Annotated in this window: 17 protein-coding genes; 5 read left to right on the top strand and 12 right to left on the bottom strand. The window is 74.6% G+C overall.

Features of this window, described 5'->3' with window-relative positions; all coding sequences use genetic code 11:
• Window positions 1-19: 19 nt before the first annotated feature.
• The 11 genes from rosag_RS09310 to rosag_RS09260 form a co-directional block, all read right to left on the bottom strand.
• Complete coding sequence (locus rosag_RS09310) at window positions 20-2128, bottom strand: flagellar hook-length control protein FliK (protein WP_284349823.1); 2109 nt, start codon at window positions 2126-2128, stop codon at window positions 20-22.
• On the bottom strand, window positions 2128-2805 hold the full coding sequence (locus rosag_RS09305; RefSeq protein WP_284349822.1) for a MotE family protein: 678 nt from the start codon (window positions 2803-2805) through the stop codon (window positions 2128-2130). Before rosag_RS09305 ends, rosag_RS09310 begins: the two co-directional genes overlap by 1 nt.
• Window position 2806: 1 nt before the next feature.
• Window positions 2807-3295, bottom strand: a complete 489-nt coding sequence (gene fliJ, locus rosag_RS09300) for a flagellar export protein FliJ (RefSeq protein WP_284349821.1) — start codon at window positions 3293-3295, stop codon at window positions 2807-2809.
• A 74-nt stretch (window positions 3296-3369) separates the two neighbouring features.
• On the bottom strand, window positions 3370-4770 hold the full coding sequence (locus rosag_RS09295; protein WP_284349820.1) for a FliI/YscN family ATPase: 1401 nt from the start codon (window positions 4768-4770) through the stop codon (window positions 3370-3372).
• On the bottom strand, window positions 4763-5665 hold the full coding sequence (locus tag rosag_RS09290; protein WP_284349818.1) for a FliH/SctL family protein: 903 nt from the start codon (window positions 5663-5665) through the stop codon (window positions 4763-4765). The genes rosag_RS09295 and rosag_RS09290 overlap by 8 nt, the downstream gene beginning before the upstream one ends.
• On the bottom strand, window positions 5652-6707 hold the full coding sequence (gene fliG / locus rosag_RS09285) for a flagellar motor switch protein FliG (RefSeq protein ID WP_284349817.1): 1056 nt from the start codon (window positions 6705-6707) through the stop codon (window positions 5652-5654). The genes rosag_RS09290 and fliG overlap by 14 nt, the downstream gene beginning before the upstream one ends.
• 13 nt (window positions 6708-6720) lie before the next feature.
• Entirely contained in the window at window positions 6721-8316 is a 1596-nt protein-coding gene (gene fliF, locus rosag_RS09280; RefSeq protein ID WP_284349816.1) for a flagellar basal-body MS-ring/collar protein FliF, read from the bottom strand.
• Between the two features lie 308 nt (window positions 8317-8624).
• Window positions 8625-8999 carry a flagellar hook-basal body complex protein FliE gene (fliE, locus tag rosag_RS09275; protein ID WP_284349815.1) on the bottom strand — a complete coding sequence of 125 codons (375 nt, stop codon included), beginning with the start codon at window positions 8997-8999 and terminating at the stop codon, window positions 8625-8627.
• 10 nt (window positions 9000-9009) lie between these two features.
• Window positions 9010-9396, bottom strand: coding sequence for a hypothetical protein (locus rosag_RS09270; protein ID WP_284349814.1), 387 nt, complete (start codon window positions 9394-9396; stop codon window positions 9010-9012).
• A 14-nt stretch (window positions 9397-9410) separates the two neighbouring features.
• The gene (gene flgC / locus rosag_RS09265) at window positions 9411-10019 is read right to left on the bottom strand and encodes a flagellar basal body rod protein FlgC (RefSeq protein WP_284349813.1); all 609 of its coding nucleotides are present in this window, start codon (window positions 10017-10019) and stop codon (window positions 9411-9413) included.
• Window positions 10020-10033: 14 nt separating this feature from the next.
• Window positions 10034-10336, bottom strand: a complete 303-nt coding sequence (locus rosag_RS09260; protein ID WP_284349812.1) for a hypothetical protein — start codon at window positions 10334-10336, stop codon at window positions 10034-10036.
• 370 nt (window positions 10337-10706) lie between these two features.
• Between rosag_RS09260 and rosag_RS09255 the strand changes: the two genes are divergently transcribed.
• From rosag_RS09255 to rosag_RS09235, 5 genes are all read left to right on the top strand, one after another.
• Entirely contained in the window at window positions 10707-12806 is a 2100-nt protein-coding gene (locus rosag_RS09255) for a M13 family metallopeptidase (RefSeq protein WP_284349811.1), read from the top strand.
• 102 nt (window positions 12807-12908) lie between these two features.
• Window positions 12909-13667, top strand: a complete 759-nt coding sequence (locus tag rosag_RS09250) for a hypothetical protein (protein WP_284349810.1) — start codon at window positions 12909-12911, stop codon at window positions 13665-13667.
• 207 nt (window positions 13668-13874) lie between these two features.
• Window positions 13875-14939: a cytochrome-c peroxidase gene (locus tag rosag_RS09245; protein WP_284349809.1), complete on the top strand. Its 1065-nt coding sequence runs from the start codon at window positions 13875-13877 to the stop codon at window positions 14937-14939.
• Window positions 14940-15010: 71 nt separating this feature from the next.
• A complete protein-coding gene (locus rosag_RS09240; RefSeq protein ID WP_284349808.1) occupies window positions 15011-15322 on the top strand; it encodes a cupredoxin domain-containing protein in 312 nt (103 codons plus the stop codon).
• Window positions 15323-15355: 33 nt separating this feature from the next.
• Entirely contained in the window at window positions 15356-17413 is a 2058-nt protein-coding gene (locus rosag_RS09235) for a methyl-accepting chemotaxis protein (protein WP_284349807.1), read from the top strand.
• Between the two features lie 55 nt (window positions 17414-17468).
• Here rosag_RS09235 and rosag_RS09230 read toward each other — a convergent pair whose 3' ends face one another.
• Window positions 17469-17666 (bottom strand): hypothetical protein, encoded by a 198-nt coding sequence (locus rosag_RS09230; protein ID WP_284349806.1) that lies wholly within the window; start codon window positions 17664-17666, stop codon window positions 17469-17471.
• Window positions 17667-17707: the final 41 nt, after the last annotated feature.

Raw genomic sequence — 17707 nt, 5'->3', positions numbered from 1 at the left:
AAGGGTGATCGGCGGTGGATCAGCGACCGTTGCGCGCCCGCCCGTAGGCGTGGCCGCGCGGCGTGAACTCGTCGGCGAGCCAGGGCTCGGCGTCGTGGCCGCGGCGGTGGTCGCGCGAGCCGTGCTGCTGCGATGAAGAGGACGCGTCGCGATGCATCGACTCGCGCGACTGCTGGTGCTGCGACTGCGACGAGCCGTCACGCGCGCTGCCGGCGTCGCCGGCGTTCGTGCCCGCGGTGACGCCCGACGACGCGGCGACGCGACCCGCGTCCACCGGCGCGGCGTTCGCCGCCTCGGCCGCCTTCGCGCCGGCGCTGCTGATGCGCACCGTGTCGGCGGTCAGGCCCTGACGCTCCAGCGCCTGCCGCAGCTCGCCGATGTTGTTGCCCAGGCGCTCCGCCGCGGCCGCATCGCCGAGCGCGATCTGCGTGTCCACCGTCAGGCCGCGCACGTCGATGCGGATGTGGTCCTCGCCGCCGAGCGCGTTGTCGACGCGCAGCGTGAGGTGCGAGACGCCGCGGTCCGCCGCGGCGGCCTCGATGCGGTCCGTCACGCGCGTCACGCGATCGACCGCCGCGGCGCCGAGGACGGGCGCGCCCGTCGCCGCGAAGCGCGGCGCATGCTGCGAGGCGGGCGTGCCGGCCGCGACCTGCTGGCCGGGAGCGCCCTCGCCGCGCTCGCCCTTCTCGTCGTTGCGCGTGGCGCGCGTCGCGGCGGGCACGCCGGCGCGCGGGCCGCGCGCGGTGCGCACGCCGGGCTTCGCGTCGGTCGCGGCGTCGGCGTTCGCGTTCGCGTTGGCGACGATTGCCGGCGCGGCGACGGCCGCGACCTCCGCGACGCGCGCGACCTGCGCGACGCTCGCGACCTCGGCCACCGGCGCGACGACGTGCGACGGGAGGGCGGCCTGCTTCGGCGCGGCGGCCGGCTTCGGCAGCGCGATGGGCGCGGCGTCGGTCGCGGGCGCGGTCACGTCCACCTCCGCGGCGATGATCTCCTTCGCGAGGTGGCGCGGGAGCTCGAGGTGCCCGGCGTCGCGCGGGCCGAGCGTCTTCAGCCCCTCCTCCTTCGCGACGCGCTGCAGCGTGCGGAACGCCGCGGCGTCGTCCCAGCCGCCGTCGATCTTCACGTCCACCGCGTCGCCGGTGAGGTGGCGCGAGCTGCGCGTCCACGTCACGACCTCGCCGGGCTGCGTGCGCCCCTGCGCGAACAGCGCGTCCTGGCGTGCCTGCGAGCGCTGCGTCTCGACCACCTCGACGTCGTAGCCGAACTCGTCGCGCATGCGGTCCATCACGCGCTCCAGGCGCGTCTGCAGCTCGGGCGCGAGCGCCGCGACGTCGCGCGAGGGCGCGGTGGACGTCGTGGACGCGGGCGCGGTGGACGCGGGCGCCGTCGTCTCGGGCGCAGCCGTCTCCGTCGTCGTGCGCGCGACGCGGCTGTGCGCGTTCGCGTGCGCGCGGGCGGCGTCGCTGGCGACGGGCACGGGCGCCGCGCGCTCGGTGCGCTCGGTGCGCGCCGCGCGCGTCATCCCGTTCGTGTCGAAGCGCGCGATCGTCTCGGCTGCGGCGTCGGCGGCGACCGCGGTGGTCACGTCGCTCGCGTCATCGGCCACGTCCTCGATCGCGACGTCGTCGCTCGCGGTATCGGGCGTCTGCTTCGCGGCCAGGCGCGCCTGCCGCGCGGCGTCGTGCGCGGCCGAGCCGCGGCCGTGGCCCGACAGCTGGTGGCGCGCGTCGCGGCGCGCGTGCGCGGCCTTCCCCTGCTCGGACGCGGGCTCGCCCGCCGTCTCGGCGCGCGGCGTCGTGAGCTGCGCGTCGGTGCGCAGGCCGTAGTGCAGCGTCTCCATCGTCGGCGCGTCGGCGCCGAGCGCGCCCTCGATCCCGGTGGCGGCGTCGGTGGACGCCGCGTCGTCGGATTCCGGCGTCTCGCCGTCGACGACCTCCTCGGTCTCGGAGGTCACCGGCGTCGGCTGGTTGCTCGCGACGCTCGGGCCCACGAGCGCGGCCAGCATCGCGTCGAACGCGGCGGCGGTGGACTCGGCGGTCGTGGACTCGGACGGGCGCGGCTCGGACGGCGCGGCGGCCGGCGCGAGCACGTCGGCCAGGCCGGCGGATGCGGTCGTGATCTGCATCAGCGTCCCTTCGTGGGCTGGGGGCGCAGCGTGGCGCGCCCGATGGAGGCCGCCCGCTGTGCCGGCAGGCTGCCGAGGATCGCCGCCGCCTGGCGGTCGGCGACGAAGCTGAGGATGTGCAGCACGTCGCGGTCGTCCATCTGCTCCAGGATCTTCGCGGCGTCCTTCGCGGCCATCGCGCTGAAGTACTTCGCCAGGCGACGCTCGGCGCTCTGCCCGGCGTCGGCGGCCTTCGCGCTCGACACGCGCGCGGCGATCGACTCCGCGGACGCGTGCTGCGCGGCGCTGTCGGGCTTCGCGGCGGTCGGCGCGGTCGTCGGCGCGGCGGGCTTCGTGGCGGGCTTCGCGGCGGGCTTCGCGACCGGCTTCGCGGCGACCTTCGCGGGCGCCGCGGCGGGCGCCGGCGCGTGCGCGTCGGCGGGCTTGGCGTCGTGCGGGGCGGCGCTGTCGGCCGCGGCGGCGTGCGCGGTCGTGTCGGTCGCGGCGGCGCTGTCGGTCGGCGCGGCGGCGACGGGCTTCGCGGCGGAGTCGGCGCCGTGCTTGGCCGCCTTCGCGCCCTTCGCGCTGTCGGCGGGCGCGCTCGCGGCGGCCTGCTTGGCGCGCTGCACGACCAGGGTGGTGGTGCCGCCCAGGCCGACCAGCAGGCCGACGACGGCGGAGAGGATGACCTTCAGCATGTCAGGACCCGGAACCGGCGTCGGAGGCGGGCGCGGCGCCGGGCTTGCCGGAGTTGCCCTGGGTGGTGAAGCGGGTGAGCGCGATCTCGTCCATCAGCGCGCGGTCCTGCGCGATCTCGCCCGCGCGCCACGCGTCCTCGTGCTTCTCGCGCAGGCGGTCGAGCGTGCGGCGCTCGCGGAACGCGGCGCGCAGCGCGTCCTCGCGCTCCAGCACCGTGTCGTTGGCGGCGGCGGCGAGGGCCGCGGCGCCGGCGACCTGCTCGTCCATGCGCTCCAGCAGGAAGCCGAGGTTGCGCAGCTCGCCCACCGAGGCGCCGGCCGCGTCGGGCGTGCGCTGCGCCGCCGCCAGCTGCTCGCGCTGCCGCTCCAGCCGCCGCTGCTCGTCGCGCGCGGCGTCGGCGGCTTCCTGCGCGGACACGAGCGCGGTGGCCGCGTCGCGCTCGGTGCGCGCGCGCATGTCGAGGACTCGCTGGAGGCGGAAGCGGAACATCGCGGGACGGTGAGGCGGAGGACGGTGAGGCGGAGAACGGAACTGCGTGAGACGATGAAGCGGAGAACGGCGGGCTAGCGGCGGATCATCTGCTGCTGCATCGGCTGCGGCGGCGCGTTGCGGCGGGCGGCGACCTGCATCGCGAGGTGCTTCAGCGTGTTCTGCGTCAGCGCCATCGGCGACGCCTCGTCGGGCGGCTGCTGCAGGAAGCCGAGCGCCTGCTCGCGCAGCGCGATCGCGGCGTCCACCGTCTGGTCGCTCCCCTGCTGGTACGCGCCGACGAGGATCAGGTCCTCCTTCTCGCGGTACGCGCCCTCGAGCTTCAGCAGCTGGTTCGCGGCGGCCTTGTGGTCGGCCGTGATGATGTTGTCGCGCACGCGGCTCTTCGAGTCGAGCACGTCGATCGCGGGGAAGTGCCCCGCGGCGGCGAGCTTGCGCGTCAGCACCACGTGGCCGTCGAGGATCGAGCGGGCCGCGTCGGCGACCGGCTCGTTGAAGTCGTCGCCGTCCACGAGGACGGTGTAGATGCCCGTGATGCCGCCCGTCTCGCCGTTGCCCGCGCGCTCCAGGAGGCGCGGCAGCGCGGCGAACACCGAGGGCGGATAGCCCTTCGTGGTGGGCGGCTCGCCGACGGCGAGGCCGATCTCGCGCCACGCCATCGCGACGCGCGTGACCGAGTCCACCATCAGCAGCACCTGCTTGCCCTGGTCGCGGAAGTACTCCGCGATCGCGGTCGCCACCAGCGCGCCGCGCGCGCGCACGAGCGCGGCCTGGTCGCCGGTCGCCACCACCAGCACGCTGCGCGCGAGCCCCTCGGGGCCGAGCGAGTGCTCGATGAACTCGCGCACCTCGCGGCCACGCTCGCCGAGCAGCGCGATCACGTTCACGTCGGCGCGCGCCTGGCGCGCGATCATGCCCAGCAGCGTCGACTTGCCGACGCCCGAGCCGGCAAAGATGCCGACGCGCTGGCCGCGGCCGAACGTCAGGCAGCCGTCGATGGCGCGCACGCCCGTCTCGAGCGGCTCGCTCACCATCTCGCGCACGAGCGGGTTGGGCGGCTCGGCGGAGAGCGGCACGCGCTCCGTGGCGTCGAGCTTCCCCTTGCCGTCGATCGGATGTCCGAGGCCGTTGAGGATGCGGCCGAGCAGCTGCGGCCCGACGTCGACGCCGAACGAGCGGCCGAGCGGGCGCACCGCGCTGCCCGGATGCAGGCCGTCGATCTCGCCCAGCGGCATCAGCAGGACGCCCTTCTCGTGGAAGCCGACGACCTCCGCGAGCACCGAGCGGTCGCCCGAGAGCGACGTCACGCGGCACAGCTCCCCGAGCCCGACGTCGAGCCCCGTCGCCTCGATCACGAGGCCGACGACGCGCGTCACCTTGCCGTAGCTCACGACCTGCGGCACGCCGGCGAGCGACGCCAGCAGCGCGGTCGCCGGATCGTCGGCGAGGACGGGCGCGGACATGAGCTCAGGCATGCTGCCCGCTCAGCTGGCGGTACACGCGCTCCAGCGCGGTGTCCACGCGCCCGTCGACGATGCGCTCGCGGCCCTCCACCAGGCAGCCGCCGCGCGCGACGCGGTCGTCGGCGATCCAGCGCGGCTCGCGCAGGTCGCCGCCGCGCTCCAGCTCGAACGCCATCTTCAGCAGCGACAGGTCGTCCGGGTGCACGCGCAGCGTCAGCGGCTCGTGCAGCGGGAACTCGGCCACCGCGGCGGCGACGCGCGCGCGCACCAGCGTGTCGTCGCCCGCGATCTCGCGGCCGATGACGTGGCGCGCCACGCCCACCGCGAGCACGGCGACGTTCTCCTGCAGGTGCGCGAGCCAGCGGTCCTCGTGCGCGAGGAGCTGCGCGCGCGCGGCCTCGAGGACGCTCATCGCGTCGGCCAGCATCTGCTCGGCCTGCGCGGCGCCGTCGGCCTGCCCGGCGGCGTGGCCGGCGGCGTAGGCCTCCTGCAGCTCCGCCTCGTGGCGCGCGGCCATCGCGGCCAGCTGCGCCTCGTAGTCGCGCGCCAGCTCGTCGCGCACGGCGCGCTCGCGCACCAGCGTCAGCTCGGGCGACAGGCCCACCGCGACCTCGTCGTCCTCGACGGTCAGGAAGTCGGGGAGCGCGTCGGCGAAGGCGTCGTCGGCGGCGTCCACGTCGCCGCTCCACGGCGTCGCGACGGCCACCGGCTCCGCGTCGAACGATGCGAAGGCCTCCAGCGCGGCGTGCGTCGCGACCGGCGCGGCGCCCGCGTCGGCGAGGTCGCGCGGCTGCCACGCGCCCGCCGCGCCGGTGCTGCCCGTGCCGGCGAGGCCGAACGCGGCCAGCGCGTCGGGGCCGAGCACCGCGCCGCGGACGGCGACGCGCCGCGGGTCAGACGAGGACATCGTCGCTCCCGGCGCTCAGCACGATCTCGCCCGTCTCCTCGAGCTTGCGGACCTGCGAGACGATGGCCGACTGCGCGGCCTCGACGTCGCGCATCTTCACCGGGCCCATGAACTCCATCTCCTCCTTGAGCGCGGCGACCGCACGCTGCGACATCGCGCCGAGGATCTTGCCCTTCAGCTCGTCGCTGGCCGCCTTGAGCGCCAGCGCGAGCTGCTTGGCCTCGACCTCGCGCAGGAGGCGCTGCAGCGACTTGTCGTCGAGGGTCACGAGGTCCTCGAAGACGAACATCAGGTTCTTGATCTGCTCGCAGAGCATCGTGTCGCGCTCCGAGACGCCCTCCAGCAGCTCCTTCTCGAGCGTGCCGCTGACGAGGTTGAGCACCGACGCCACCGCGGCCGGGCCACCGGCGGCCGACATGCCCTGCGAGAAGCTGAGGTCCGCGTCGCTGGAGAGCGCGCGCTCGATGAGCTGCAGCATCTCCGGCGAGACCTTCTCCATGCGCGCCATGCGGTAGAGCACCTCGCCGCCGAACGCGGTCGGCATCTCGCGCAGGATGGCCGCGGTGTGCGGCGCGTCGAGGTGCGCGAGCACCAGCGCGACCGTCTGCGGGTGCTCGCCGCGCAGCGTCGTCGCGAGCTGCTGCGGATCGGCCTTGCGCAGGCGGTGCAGGCCGGCCGTGTCGGCCAGCTGGCTCGTGATGCGGCGCAGGATGCCGTCCGCGCGCGACTTCCCGTACGCCTTCTCCAGCACCTCGCGCGCGTACTCCAGGCCGCCCGTCGTCAGCGACGCGATGCCGAGCGTGCTCTCGAGCCACTCCGCGAGCACGACCTCCATCAGGTCCTGCGGGATGCGGTCGAGCTGCGCGATCTCGTACGAGATCATCTCCGCCTCGTCGTTCGAGAGGCCGGTGGTGATCTTGGCGGCGAACTCGGTGCCGACCGCCATGCACAGCACGGCGACCTTCTGCCGGCCGGTGAGCGGGCGGCCGTGCAGCATGGCCTTGGACTCGGTGAACTGCGCGAGGGCGGTCGAGGTCTTCATCGGGGGCTCTGCCTCAGTCCTGCTTCAGCCAGTTGCGGACGACGCGCGTCGCCGCCTCGGGGCGCTGCTCGATGATCGCGACCACCTGGTCGCGCACCGGGTTCGCCACCTCGCGCAGCACGATCGGCTCGTGCGCCTCGGGGCCCGCGATCACGACCTGCGAGTGCCGCTCGCCCTCGCCGGAGCCGAGCGCGCGCATTTCCTCGGCGCTCAGCGCGGCGTGCGTGCCGGTGGTCAGCGCGGCCGTCGCGGTGGCGCCGGCGGCGCCGGGGCCCACGCGCGCCAGCACGGGATCGAGCGCCGGCTTCGCGGGGCGCAGCGATCGCATCGTCAGCACCGCGACCAGCAGGATCGCCAGCAGCGCGCCGCCGGTGACGAGCGGCTTCTGCACCTGCGACACCTTCGCCCACAGGTCCTGCGGCACCGAGTCGGCGACCGCCACCGGCGCGCCGTCGAAGGCGACGTTGACGACCGAGAGCTTGTCGCCGCGCGCGCTGTCCACGCCCACCGCGTTGCGCACCAGCGTGTCGATGCGCGCCAGCTCGGCCGACGTGCGCGGGAGCGCCGACGGCTTGGGGCCGGGCACCGCGCGGTCGTTCACCAGCACCGCGACCGTCAGGCGCTTCACGTTGCCGATCGCGCCGCTGAAGCTCTCGGTGCTCTTCGTGGTCTCGTAGCTCGTCGCGACGTTGCTCGACGCCGCGCCGCCCTGCGCGCCCGGCGTGATCTCGGCGCGCTGCTCGGTGGCCACCGCCTGCTTGTCGGGATCGACCGCCTGCGTCGTGCGCTCGACGCGGTCGAAGTTGATCAGCGCGGAGACCTGCACGCGGGCGTTGGCGCCGCCGACGATCTGGCCGACGATCGACTGCGCCTTCTTCTCCAGGTAGCTCTCGACCTCGCGCTGCACCGCGAGCTGCCGGCTCGTGAGCCCGGCCAGCGACGCGTCCTCGGCGTCGAGCGTGAGCATGCGGCCGCCGTCGTCGACGACGGTCACGTGGTCGGAGTCGAGGCCGTCGACGCTGGCGGCCACGAGGTGCGCGATGCCGCGCACGACGTCGGCGGGCGGCGTCTCGCCGCCGGCGAGCTTGAGGACGACGGAGGCCTCGAGCGGGCGGTCGGTGCGGCGGAAGACGGCGTTCTCCGCCATCGCCACGTGGACCTGCGCGTGCTCGATGCCGCGCATCTTCCCGATCGTGCGCTCCAGCTCCCCCTCGAGCGCGCGACGGTAGTTGATGCGCTGCGTGAAGTCGGTCATGCCCCAGCTGGGCTGGTCGAACAGCTCGAGGCCGGGACGGCCGGCGGTCGGCAGCCCCTCGCGGGCGAGCGCGACGCGGGCCTTGGCGAGATCCTCGGTGCGGACCTGGATCTCCGAGCCGCCCTTCTCCAGCTGGAAGGCGATCCCCGCCTCGGTCAGCTTGTCGGTCATCTTGCCGACGCTCTCCACCGGCACGCCCGCGAAGGCGGGGACCCACACCGGGGCCGTGGCCCAGCGCGACACGCCGAAGATCAGGCCGGCGGTGACGAGCCCCACGAGCAGGATGCCGGCGCGACGGGCGCCGCCGATCCGGTCGAGCAGGGGCTGGATGGGATCGAGCAGGGAGGAGGACACGAGGCGGGAGCGAGGCGGGACGGCGCGGGCGGGAGGGGGAGCCCGTGGTGCCGTGGTGCCACCCGTAGAGGCAGTCTGCGTACCGCGCCCGTCCGTTCGCTCAAGTCACTGTCGTTGCGCGACTTACCTTCCTCGGCCGATTCTGCCGCGCCGGTCCGAACGTGCCCGGACGGCAATTCCTGCCGGCCTCCGAGCGGCCGGGTTTGCCGCTCGGCCGCCCCGGATGCACGCGGGCGCCCGCTCGCGGCGTGGCGAGTGGGCGCCCGGAAGGGGCGGCGCGAGCGGCGACCGCCGCGCGACTGCCCGTCCTACTGCATGCTGATCAGCGTCCGGTAGGCCTCGGTGACCTTGTTGCGCAGCTCGACCATCATCTCGAGCGAGATGCTGGCCTCCTCGCTGGCGGCCATCACCTGGTGGAGCTCGACGTTCTCGCCGCGCACGAACTTGTCGCGCAGCTCGCCGGCCGCGTCCTGGGCGTCCGACACCCCGCCGATGAACTGCTTCAGCGTGTCGCCGAAGCTGGCGCCGGAGGTTCCTCCACCGCCCGTCTCGGGCGCGCCCGCGGGGACCTTGATGGCGCCGGTGTCGACGCCGCGCAGCCCGCCCATGCCGCCCAGCGGCCCCTGGCCGTAGGCGCCCAGCTGGGCCATGCGGCTGGTGATGCCGGAGATCGCGTCGGCCATGGTCGGGGCCTCAGGCGCGGATGTCGAGGCGGCCGCCGATCATCGCGCCGGCCGGGGCGGGCGCGCCGCCCTGCAGCTGGCCGATGCCGGCCGAGATGCGGCTGTAGGTCAGCGGGCCCATCGTGGCGGCCTTGGCGAAGAACGCCCGCTCCTCACCGGTCAGCACGCTCCAGAGCGCCGGGTCGGTGCCCGCCGGCGGCTCCGCCGGCAGCGACGGCTGCACCGCGGCCAGCGGCTGCTGCGGCCGGAGCGCGGCGGGCGCGGGGGCCGCCTGCGGCCGGACGGCGCCGGCGTGGCCGGCATTGCCCGCGCCCGGCTGGACGCCGTTGGACAGCGGACGGCCGGCGCCGCGGAGCGCGGCGGCGAGCGGGTTGTTGTTGACGTTGGAGACGGACATGGGGCCTGCGGGGGTCAGATTTCGAGGGCTTTCTTCAGCATCGCCTTCGCCGACTGGAAGACCGTCGCGTTGGCGTCGTAGATCCGGCGGGCGTCCAGCATGTCGATCATCTCGTCGGTCACGCGGACGTTCGGGTAGCGCACGTAGCCGTTGCCGTCCGCGTCCGGGTGCGACGGGTCGTAGACCAGCGGGCCCTCCGTCTGGTCCTCCGCGATCCCGGCCACGCGGACGCCGTGCAGGCCGTCGTCGTTGCCGAGGGGGAGGGGGATCGCGTCGGAGTCGCCGCGCGGCTGGATGGCCGAGAGCGCCGGCACCTGGAAGGCGTTGTTGCCGAACGGCGGGACCGGGTTCGAGACCGTGCCGGCAAGTCCTGCCGGGGTGGTCGCGCCGAACAGCTGCGTCTCGGCCGTCGCGGTCTGCATCACCGCCACCTTCCGCCGGTACGGCGTCCCGTCCGGGCCGCGCGTGGTCTCCGCGTTGGCCAGGTTGGTGGCGATCGTCTCCAGGCGCTGGCGCTGCGCCGAGAGCCCGCTCGCGGCGATCGCCATCGAGCGGAACATCGGGCGCACCGGCGACTGCGGCGCGAACGCGGGGAGGAGGCCGAGCTTGGGGATCGAGGGCATCTACGGTCTCGCGGTCAGCGGTCGCGGAGGCTCAGCCGGATCGTCGAGTACGTCTTCTCGAGGAGCTTGGCCGTGGCCTCGTAGCGGAGCTGCTCGTCGGCGAGGCTGACCATCTCCCCCTCCAGGTCCACCGGCGGGCCGGGCTTGGCCCCTTCCGGGCTCTCGGCAGAAGTTGCCGCGAGGGCGAAGCCGTCGCCGTTGTTCAGCGACGCCTTGGCGACCCGGTCGCCGATCGCACGCGTCCGCGCGGCGCTGACGTCGAGCGCGGAGCGCAGCGACGCGGCGGAGGAGACGCGGTTGATGAAGCCAAAGGGCATGGGCGGAGGGGCAGGAGGGAGGCACCCGCCGGAAGGCAACCGCCGCGCCGTTCCGGTCGCGCTCGCTCAAGCCGTTGTCAGGCCAGCGGTTGCGCGCTTTCTGCGGCCCGCGCGGCCACCTGTGGATCACTCGGCAGAAGCTGCCGTCTGGCACTTTCTGCCGGCCACCGGCGGCCGAATCGGGACAAGGGTGCCGCCGTTCCGGGTTGGTGAAATCGGTGTCACTTCATCTGGAGCACCGGCGGATCCGGCGGGTACACTGCGAGGCTGAACGGCCGACGGACGCCCCAGGGTCTCCGCCGTATCGTTGCACGCCGTTCCGCCCTCCGCCGCCTCGTCCTCCGCCGTACCCTCCTCCGCCGTGTCGGTCATGAGTCGTTCCCGCCTCGCGCTCCTCGCCTTCCTGGCGAGCGCCGCGCCCCTCGCCGCGCAGGGTCCCGCCCGCTCCCGCGGCCTCGACCCCGCCAACCTCGACACCACCTGCGCCCCGTGCGCGGACTTCAACCAGTTCGCCAACGGCGGCTGGCTGAAGCGGAGCACCATCCCCGCCGCCTACTCGCGCTGGGGCGCCTTCAACGAGCTCGCGGACAAGAACGAGGGCGTGCTGCGCCAGATCGTCGAGGCGGCCGCCGCCCAGCCGAAGCCCGACGCGCGCACCGCCGGCCGGCCCGACCGCCAGGCCGTCCGCACGGTCCCGGTCGTGGACGCCAAGAGCTCCCCGCAGGCCAACGTCCAGCGCATCGGCGCCTTCTACCGGTCGTGCATCGACTCGGTGGCGCTCGAGACGGCCGGCTACACGCCCATCAAGCCGCTGCTCGCCCGCATCGACGGCATCAAGACCCACCAGGACCTCGCGCGCGCCCTCGGGCCGCTGGAGGCCGAGGCGGGGCTGGCGCCGTTCGGGGCCGGGCCGGGGCCGGACGCCAAGAACTCCAACGCCCTCATCGTCAGCGCGAGCCAGGGCGGCCTCGGTCTCCCCGACCGCGACCTGTACCTCAAGGACGACGCGCGCAGCAAGGGCGTGCGGGAGGCGTTCGTCGCCCACGCCGCGAAGTACTTCGAGCTGACCGGCGCCGACGCCGCGACCGCGAAGGCGGACGCCGAGCGCGTGCTCGCGGTCGAGACGAAGATGGCGGAGGCGAGCATGTCGCGCGTCGCCATGCGCGACCCGAACGCCGTCTACAACAAGATGTCGCTCGCCGACTTCCAGAAGATGACGCCGCACATCGACTGGGCCGGCTACTTCAAGGCGCAGGGCGCGCCCGCGTTCACCGAGGTGAATGTCCGCCAGCCCGCGTACTTCAGGGCGATCGACTCGCTGCTCGCCACCGAGCCGGTGGAGACGTGGCGCGCCTACCTGCGCTACCACGCGATCGACGCGTCGGCGGGCGCGCTGAGCAGCGCGTTCGTCAACGAGGCGTTCCGCTTCGGCGCGACGTTCAGCGGCGCGAAGGAGCAGCAGCCGCGCGCCAAGCGGTGCACCAACACCACCAACGGCGCGCTCGGCGAGGCGGTGGGGCAGGAGTACGTGCGCCGCACCTTCACCGAGAAGGACAAGCAGCGCGCGCTGGCGATGGTCGAGAACCTGCGCGCCGCGCTGCGCGACAAGATCACGACCGCGGCGTGGATGAGCGACTCCACCAAGCAGCAGGCGCTCGCCAAGCTGGCCGCGTTCACGCCGAAGATCGGCTACCCCGACAAGTGGCGCGACTACTCGGCGCTCGACGTCCAGGACGGGCCGTACCTCGCGAACCTGAAGCGCGTGCAGGACTTCAACCGCGCGCGCAACTGGGCCAAGCTGGGCAAGCCGATCGACAAGACCGAGTGGAGCATGACGCCGCCGACGGTCAACGCGTACTACAACCCGAGCTGGAACGAGATCGTCTTCCCGGCGGGCATCCTCCAGTCGCCGTTCTACGACCCGAACGCCGACGACGCCGTGAACTACGGCGCGATGGGCGCGGTCATCGGCCACGAGATGTCGCACGGCTTCGACGACCAGGGCCGCCAGTACGACGCGAAGGGCAACCTGCGCGACTGGTGGACGGCCGCCGACGCCGCGAAGTACAAGGCCGAGGCGCAGAAGGTCGTCGACCAGTTCAACGGCTACACCGTCGTCGACAGCGTGACGAAGGTGAACGGCCAGCTCACGCTCGGCGAGAACATCGCGGACCTCGGCGGGCTGACCATCGCCTACGCCGCGATGCAGAAGGCCTACGAGGGGAAGTCGCGCGAGAAGATCGACGGCTTCACGCCCGAGCAGCGCTTCTTCCTCGGCTGGGCGCAAGTGTGGCGCACGCTCCAGCGCGACGAGGCGGCGCGCAACCAGGTGCAGACGGACCCGCACTCGCCGGGGATGTGGCGCGTGAACGGCCCGCTCTCCAACATGCCGGAGTTCCGCGCGGCGTTCGGCTGCAAGGAGGGCGACAAGATGGTCCGCCCGGCCGCGCTGCGCGCGCAGATCTGGTGACCGCGGTCCGACACCACTGAAGGTGACGGGGGGCGCCGCCGGGCGTCCCCCGTCGTACGTTCCGGCGCCGCCCTCCCACTCTCCCCACGTCCTCCCCGTCCCGTGTCCAGCGACACCACGCCCCGCCGCGACTTCCTCGCGCAGCTCGCCGCCGCCGGCCTCGTGTCGGCCGGCCTCTCGACCGTCGGCTGCGCCGCGAGCACGGCGGGCGCCCAGGGGCCCGCGGCCGGCGCCGCACCCGCGGGCGGCGCGACCGGCGGCGCGCCCGCCTTCGACGACGCGTGGAGCGCGCGCGTGCGGGCCGCGAAGCACCGCGCCGTCTTCGACTCGCCCGAGGTGTCCGACGGGCTCGCGCTCTGGCAGGCGTGGCTCTTCCGCCGCGGCTACCGCGACGCGCTGGGGCCGGCCGAGGCGCAGGCGGCGGTGCCGGTGGTGGTCATCCGCCACGCGGCCACCGTGCTGGCGGTCGACGACGCGCTGTGGGCGAAGTACAAGCTCGGCGAGTCGCGGAAGATCAACGACCCCGTCTCGAAGAAGCCGGCGGAGCGGAACCCGTACGCGCGTCCGCTGCCGGACGCGCCGAAGCCCGAGGGGAACTTCGCGGTCATGCTCGAGGGGCAGCCGGAGCCGAATCTCGAGGGGATCGTGCGCGACGGCGGCGTGGTGCTGGCCTGCAACGTCGCGCTCGAGAACCTGATCGGCGGGATCGCGCGCCGCACGACGCAGACGCCCGAGGCCGTGCGGGCCGAGGTGCGCGCGCACCTCGTGCCGGGCGTGGTGCTGCAGCCGTCGGGCGTCTACGCGGTGCTGCGCGCGCAGGAGGTGGGCGCGGTGTACATGCGCTCCACGCCATCGGCCTGAGTCACGGAAAGGTCACGATGCGCGCGTCGCGACGCGCGCATCGTGACAGCTGCGTCAAGCAGCTCAAGTCTCCCCCTCGGTCGTCGATACTCCCCGCCGTGCGCACCACGGACGTGGGGCGACGCGCCGACGGCGGCCCCTGCCACCTGCGCGCGGAGATCGGGAGGGGAGGGGAGCGGCGTCGCGCCGCACCGGAGGCGGAGTCCAGTGGGCATCTCGCAGCGCATCGGGGAGTGGACCGCGGCCGCCGCGGTCTGCGTGACCGCCGTCGTCTCCATCGCGTCGTCCGGTCACGGCGCGCCGCCCGAGCGACCGGACCCCGTGGACCGCCGCGCCGTGCGATCGCTGCTGGCGCAGTACGCGCGCCCCGACTCGGTGCCGCATCCCGAGGACAACCGCTACACGGCGGAGCGGCGCGCGCTCGGCAAGCTCCTGTTCTTCGACGCGCGGCTGTCGGGCACCGGCGACGTCTCGTGCGCCAGCTGCCACGATCCCGCGCGTTCCTATGGCGACGGGCGCGCGCGCGCGGTGGGCGTCACGCGGACCACGCTCGGCCGCCGCACGCCGACGGTGCTCAACACCGCGTACGCGCCCGCGCTGTTCTGGGACGGCCGCGCCGAGACGCTGGAGCAGCAGGCGCTCGGCCCCATCGAGGCGGCGGGCGAGATGGGCCTGCCGCTGCCCGTGATGGTGCGGCGGATGAACGCGGTCGCGGGGTATCGCGCGCGCTTCGCCGCCGCCTACGGCAGCGACTCGATCACGCCCGCGCTGGTCGCGAAGGCGATCGCGCAGTTCGAGCGCACGGTCAACTCCACGCCCGCGCCGTTCGACCGCTGGGCGGCCGGCGACGACCGCGCGATCGAGGAGTCCGCGAAGCGCGGCTTCGTGCTCTTCAACGGCAAGGCAAGCTGCGCGAGCTGCCACGGCGGCTGGCGCTTCACCGACGACAGCTTCCACGACATCGGCGTGCCCGGCGCGGACAGCGGCCGCGCGCGCGTGGTGCCGGGCGTCGAGGTCCTCGAGTTCGCGTTCAAGACGCCGACGCTGCGCAACGTCGTGGAGCGCGCGCCCTACATGCACGACGGCTCCGAGCGCACGCTGGCCGAGGTGGTCGAGCTGTACGACCGCGGCGGCCGCGCGCGGCGCGCCAGCCTCTCGCCCTTCATCAAGCCGCTCGGCCTCACGCGCCAGGAGAAGGACGACCTGGTGGCGTTCCTCCGCACGCTGTCGAGCCGCGACACCGTGTCGGTCCCCACGCACTTCCCGCGCTGACCGCCGCCGCGCCGCGCTCGCGGTGCGCGTCCGATCGGCTGCCTCCCTCCTCCTCTCCTCCACGGCCCAACATGCGCCTGCTCCTCGCCACTTCCATCGTCCTCGGCCTCGTCGGCCACGGGACCGCCGACCACGTCGTGTCGCAGAAGAACAAGACGTTCTCCACCGCCGCGCTCACCGTGCACGTCGGCGAGAAGGTCGTGTTCAAGAACGACGACAGCGTGCCGCACAACGTCTTCTCGTCGACCGTCGGCGCCGCGTTCAACCTGAAGTCGCAGGCTCCGGGCGCCGAGTCGCACGCGACGTTCGAGAAGGCCGGCACCGTCGAGGTGCGCTGCGCCTTCCATCCCGCGATGAAGCTCACCGTCACGGTCGCGCCGTAAGCGCGCCGCCATCCCCCTCGCCGCCCTCGCCAAATGCCGCCCACGGCGGACGTCCCCTCCTCGCTCGGTGTGCGCGCCCGGCGTCTCGTCGGCCGGCTGCGGCCGCGCACCGTCGCCGCGCGCACGGTCGCGCTGGTGGTGGGGCTGCTGGTCCCGCTGGTGGCCGGTGGCGTGAAGGTCGCCGACGCCACGCGCCGCGACATCGACGCGCAGGCGGCGGCGATGCAGCGGGCGCGCGCGGTGAAGGAGCTGGCGCTCGCGTCGTACGCGTTCGTGCTGACGCAGAACGGCGCGACGCAGTCGATGATCCTCAGCCCCGCGGAGTTCGCGACGCAGGCCGAGGTGCGCATCGCGGCGTACGACTCGAACTCGGCCAACCTGCGCCGGATGGTCGCGCTGTCCACGTCGCGCGCGACGCGCGAGCTCGTGGGCCGTCTCGCCGCGCTGGACTCGTCGCGGCTGCAGCCGATCGGCACGCGCATGCTGGAGCTGGTGGCGGGCGGCACGCCCGCGCACGCCGACAGCGCGCGGCAGCTCTACTTCGCCGACTACGTGCCGGCGGAGGGCGCGTACCTGGCGCTGGTGCGCCAGCTGACCGGCGTCGCCGAGGCGGAGACGGAGGCCGCGGACGCGCGCCTGATCGCCCTGTCGCACAGCGCCTTCCTCGTGACGGCGGGCTTCCTCCTCTGCAGCGCGGGCGTGGTGTGCGTCGTGGTGTACCTCGGCGCGCGGCGCACGGGGCGCGTGATCGGCCGCGTCGTGGAGCGGTGCGAGGCGATCCGCGCTCAGGCCATCGCGCCGCTCGCGGCGGCGAGCGACCGTCTCGCGGGCGGAGACCTCGACGCCGACGTGTCGTTCCACCTGCCGCCGCTCGCGCTCGCGTCGGACGACGAGCTGGGCGTGCTGGCGCGTGCGCTCGACGGCATGACGGCCGACGCGGCGGCCACCGCGCAGGCGTTCGGGACGTCCACGCGGTCGCTGCGCGGGCTCGTGGACGAGACGCGGCGGCTGACGGACGCGGCGCTCGCCGGCCAGCTCGCCGCGCGCGGCGACGCCGATCGCTTCCAGGGCGCCTACCGCGACCTCGTCGCCGGCATGAACGCGACGCTCGACGCGCTCGTCGCGCCCATGCAGGCCTCGGCCGTCGCGCTCGATCGTCTGGCGGCGCAGGACCTGACGGCGCGCATCGGCGGCGCGTACCGTGGCGACCACGCGCACGTGCAGGCCGCCTTCAACGCCGCCGCCGACGCGCTGGGCGCCGCGCTCCGCGAGGTCGCGCAGGGGAGCGACGCGGTCGCCGGCGCCGGCGGCGAGCTGTCGGCGAGCAGCCGCGTGCTGGCGGAGGGCGCGGCGCAGCAGGCGGACGGCCTGGAGCAGGTCACCGCGCGGGTGGCGGAGCTGCTGGCCGTCGCCGGCCGCAACGGCGAGCGCGCGGAGCAGGCGCGCACGCTGGCCGAGGTGGCGCGCACGACCACCGGCGACGGCGTGGAGAGCGTGCGCCGCCTGGCGGGCGCGGTCGCCGGGATCCGCCGCGCCGCGGGCGACACCGCGAAGATCGTGAAGACGATCGACGAGATCGCGTTCCAGACGAACCTGCTCGCGCTCAACGCCGCCGTCGAAGCGGCGCGCGCGGGCGACGCGGGGCGCGGCTTCGCGGTCGTGGCGGAAGAGGTCCGCGCGCTCGCGCTCCGCAGCGCGGAAGCGGCGCGCAGCACCGCGACGCTGATCGAGGAGAGCGTGCGCAGCGCGGCGCACGGCGCCGGCATCGCCGTGGAGGCCGAGCACCGCCTCGACGAGGCGGGGCAGTGCGTCGCGCGCGTGGCCGAGGTCGTGGGCGAGATCGCGGTGGCCAGCCGCGGCCAGGCGGACGGCGTGGCGGCGATCACCGCCGCGGTGGACGGCGTGAGCGTCCTCACGCGGCAGGCGGCGGAGACGGCGGAGCAGAGCGCGGGCGCCGCGGCCAGCCTCTCCGCCCAGGCGAACCACCTGCACGACGCGATCGCGGGGTTCCGGCTGGACGACCAGCCGGCGCCCGCGACGCCGGCGTCCCCGCCGCGCCCGACCAGACGCCGCCCGGCGCGCGTCGCCTGATCCGGCATGCGAGGCGGGGGCGATCGGCTGGTGCCGATCGCCCCCGCCTCGCGGGTCAGCCCGTCACCAGGCGGCCGAGCCTGCTCTTCGGGTGCGAGGCGGCGAGCGCCTTCGCCTTCGGGGCCAGCAGGCGGCTGACGGCGTACCCCGTGGCCGCGACCGCGAGCGTGCGGACCAGCGGGTTGGGGATCACGCGCGCGATGCGGCGCGAGGCGGTGCGGGTGAGCAGGCCGGAGGCCAGGAGTCGCAGCATGGTCGGATGGGGCTGGAGTGAGCGAGAGCCCCCTTCTGGGC

The organism is Roseisolibacter agri (assembly GCF_030159095.1).
GTDB lineage: Bacteria > Gemmatimonadota > Gemmatimonadetes > Gemmatimonadales > Gemmatimonadaceae > Roseisolibacter > Roseisolibacter agri.
Note: the sequence above shows the minus strand (reverse complement) of the source record. Positions and strands in the feature narration are given on the sequence as shown.

Excerpts from the sequence above, each read along its gene's own strand:
- rosag_RS09255 (WP_284349811.1), top strand. The coding sequence starts at position 10,707 with ATGAGTCGTTCCCGCCTCGCGCTCCTCGCCTTCCTGGCGAGCGCCGCG.
- rosag_RS09295 (WP_284349820.1), bottom strand. The coding sequence starts at position 4,770 with ATGCCTGAGCTCATGTCCGCGCCCGTCCTCGCCGACGATCCGGCGACC.
- fliG (WP_284349817.1), bottom strand. The coding sequence starts at position 6,707 with ATGAAGACCTCGACCGCCCTCGCGCAGTTCACCGAGTCCAAGGCCATG.
- rosag_RS09290 (WP_284349818.1), bottom strand. The coding sequence starts at position 5,665 with ATGTCCTCGTCTGACCCGCGGCGCGTCGCCGTCCGCGGCGCGGTGCTC.
- rosag_RS09240 (WP_284349808.1), top strand. The coding sequence starts at position 15,011 with ATGCGCCTGCTCCTCGCCACTTCCATCGTCCTCGGCCTCGTCGGCCAC.
- rosag_RS09235 (WP_284349807.1), top strand. The coding sequence starts at position 15,356 with ATGCCGCCCACGGCGGACGTCCCCTCCTCGCTCGGTGTGCGCGCCCGG.
- rosag_RS09270 (WP_284349814.1), bottom strand. The coding sequence starts at position 9,396 with ATGTCCGTCTCCAACGTCAACAACAACCCGCTCGCCGCCGCGCTCCGC.
- rosag_RS09310 (WP_284349823.1), bottom strand. The coding sequence starts at position 2,128 with ATGCAGATCACGACCGCATCCGCCGGCCTGGCCGACGTGCTCGCGCCG.
- rosag_RS09230 (WP_284349806.1), bottom strand. The coding sequence starts at position 17,666 with ATGCTGCGACTCCTGGCCTCCGGCCTGCTCACCCGCACCGCCTCGCGC.
- fliJ (WP_284349821.1), bottom strand. The coding sequence starts at position 3,295 with ATGTTCCGCTTCCGCCTCCAGCGAGTCCTCGACATGCGCGCGCGCACC.
- fliE (WP_284349815.1), bottom strand. The coding sequence starts at position 8,999 with ATGGCCGACGCGATCTCCGGCATCACCAGCCGCATGGCCCAGCTGGGC.
- flgC (WP_284349813.1), bottom strand. The coding sequence starts at position 10,019 with ATGCCCTCGATCCCCAAGCTCGGCCTCCTCCCCGCGTTCGCGCCGCAG.
- rosag_RS09305 (WP_284349822.1), bottom strand. The coding sequence starts at position 2,805 with ATGCTGAAGGTCATCCTCTCCGCCGTCGTCGGCCTGCTGGTCGGCCTG.
- rosag_RS09260 (WP_284349812.1), bottom strand. The coding sequence starts at position 10,336 with ATGCCCTTTGGCTTCATCAACCGCGTCTCCTCCGCCGCGTCGCTGCGC.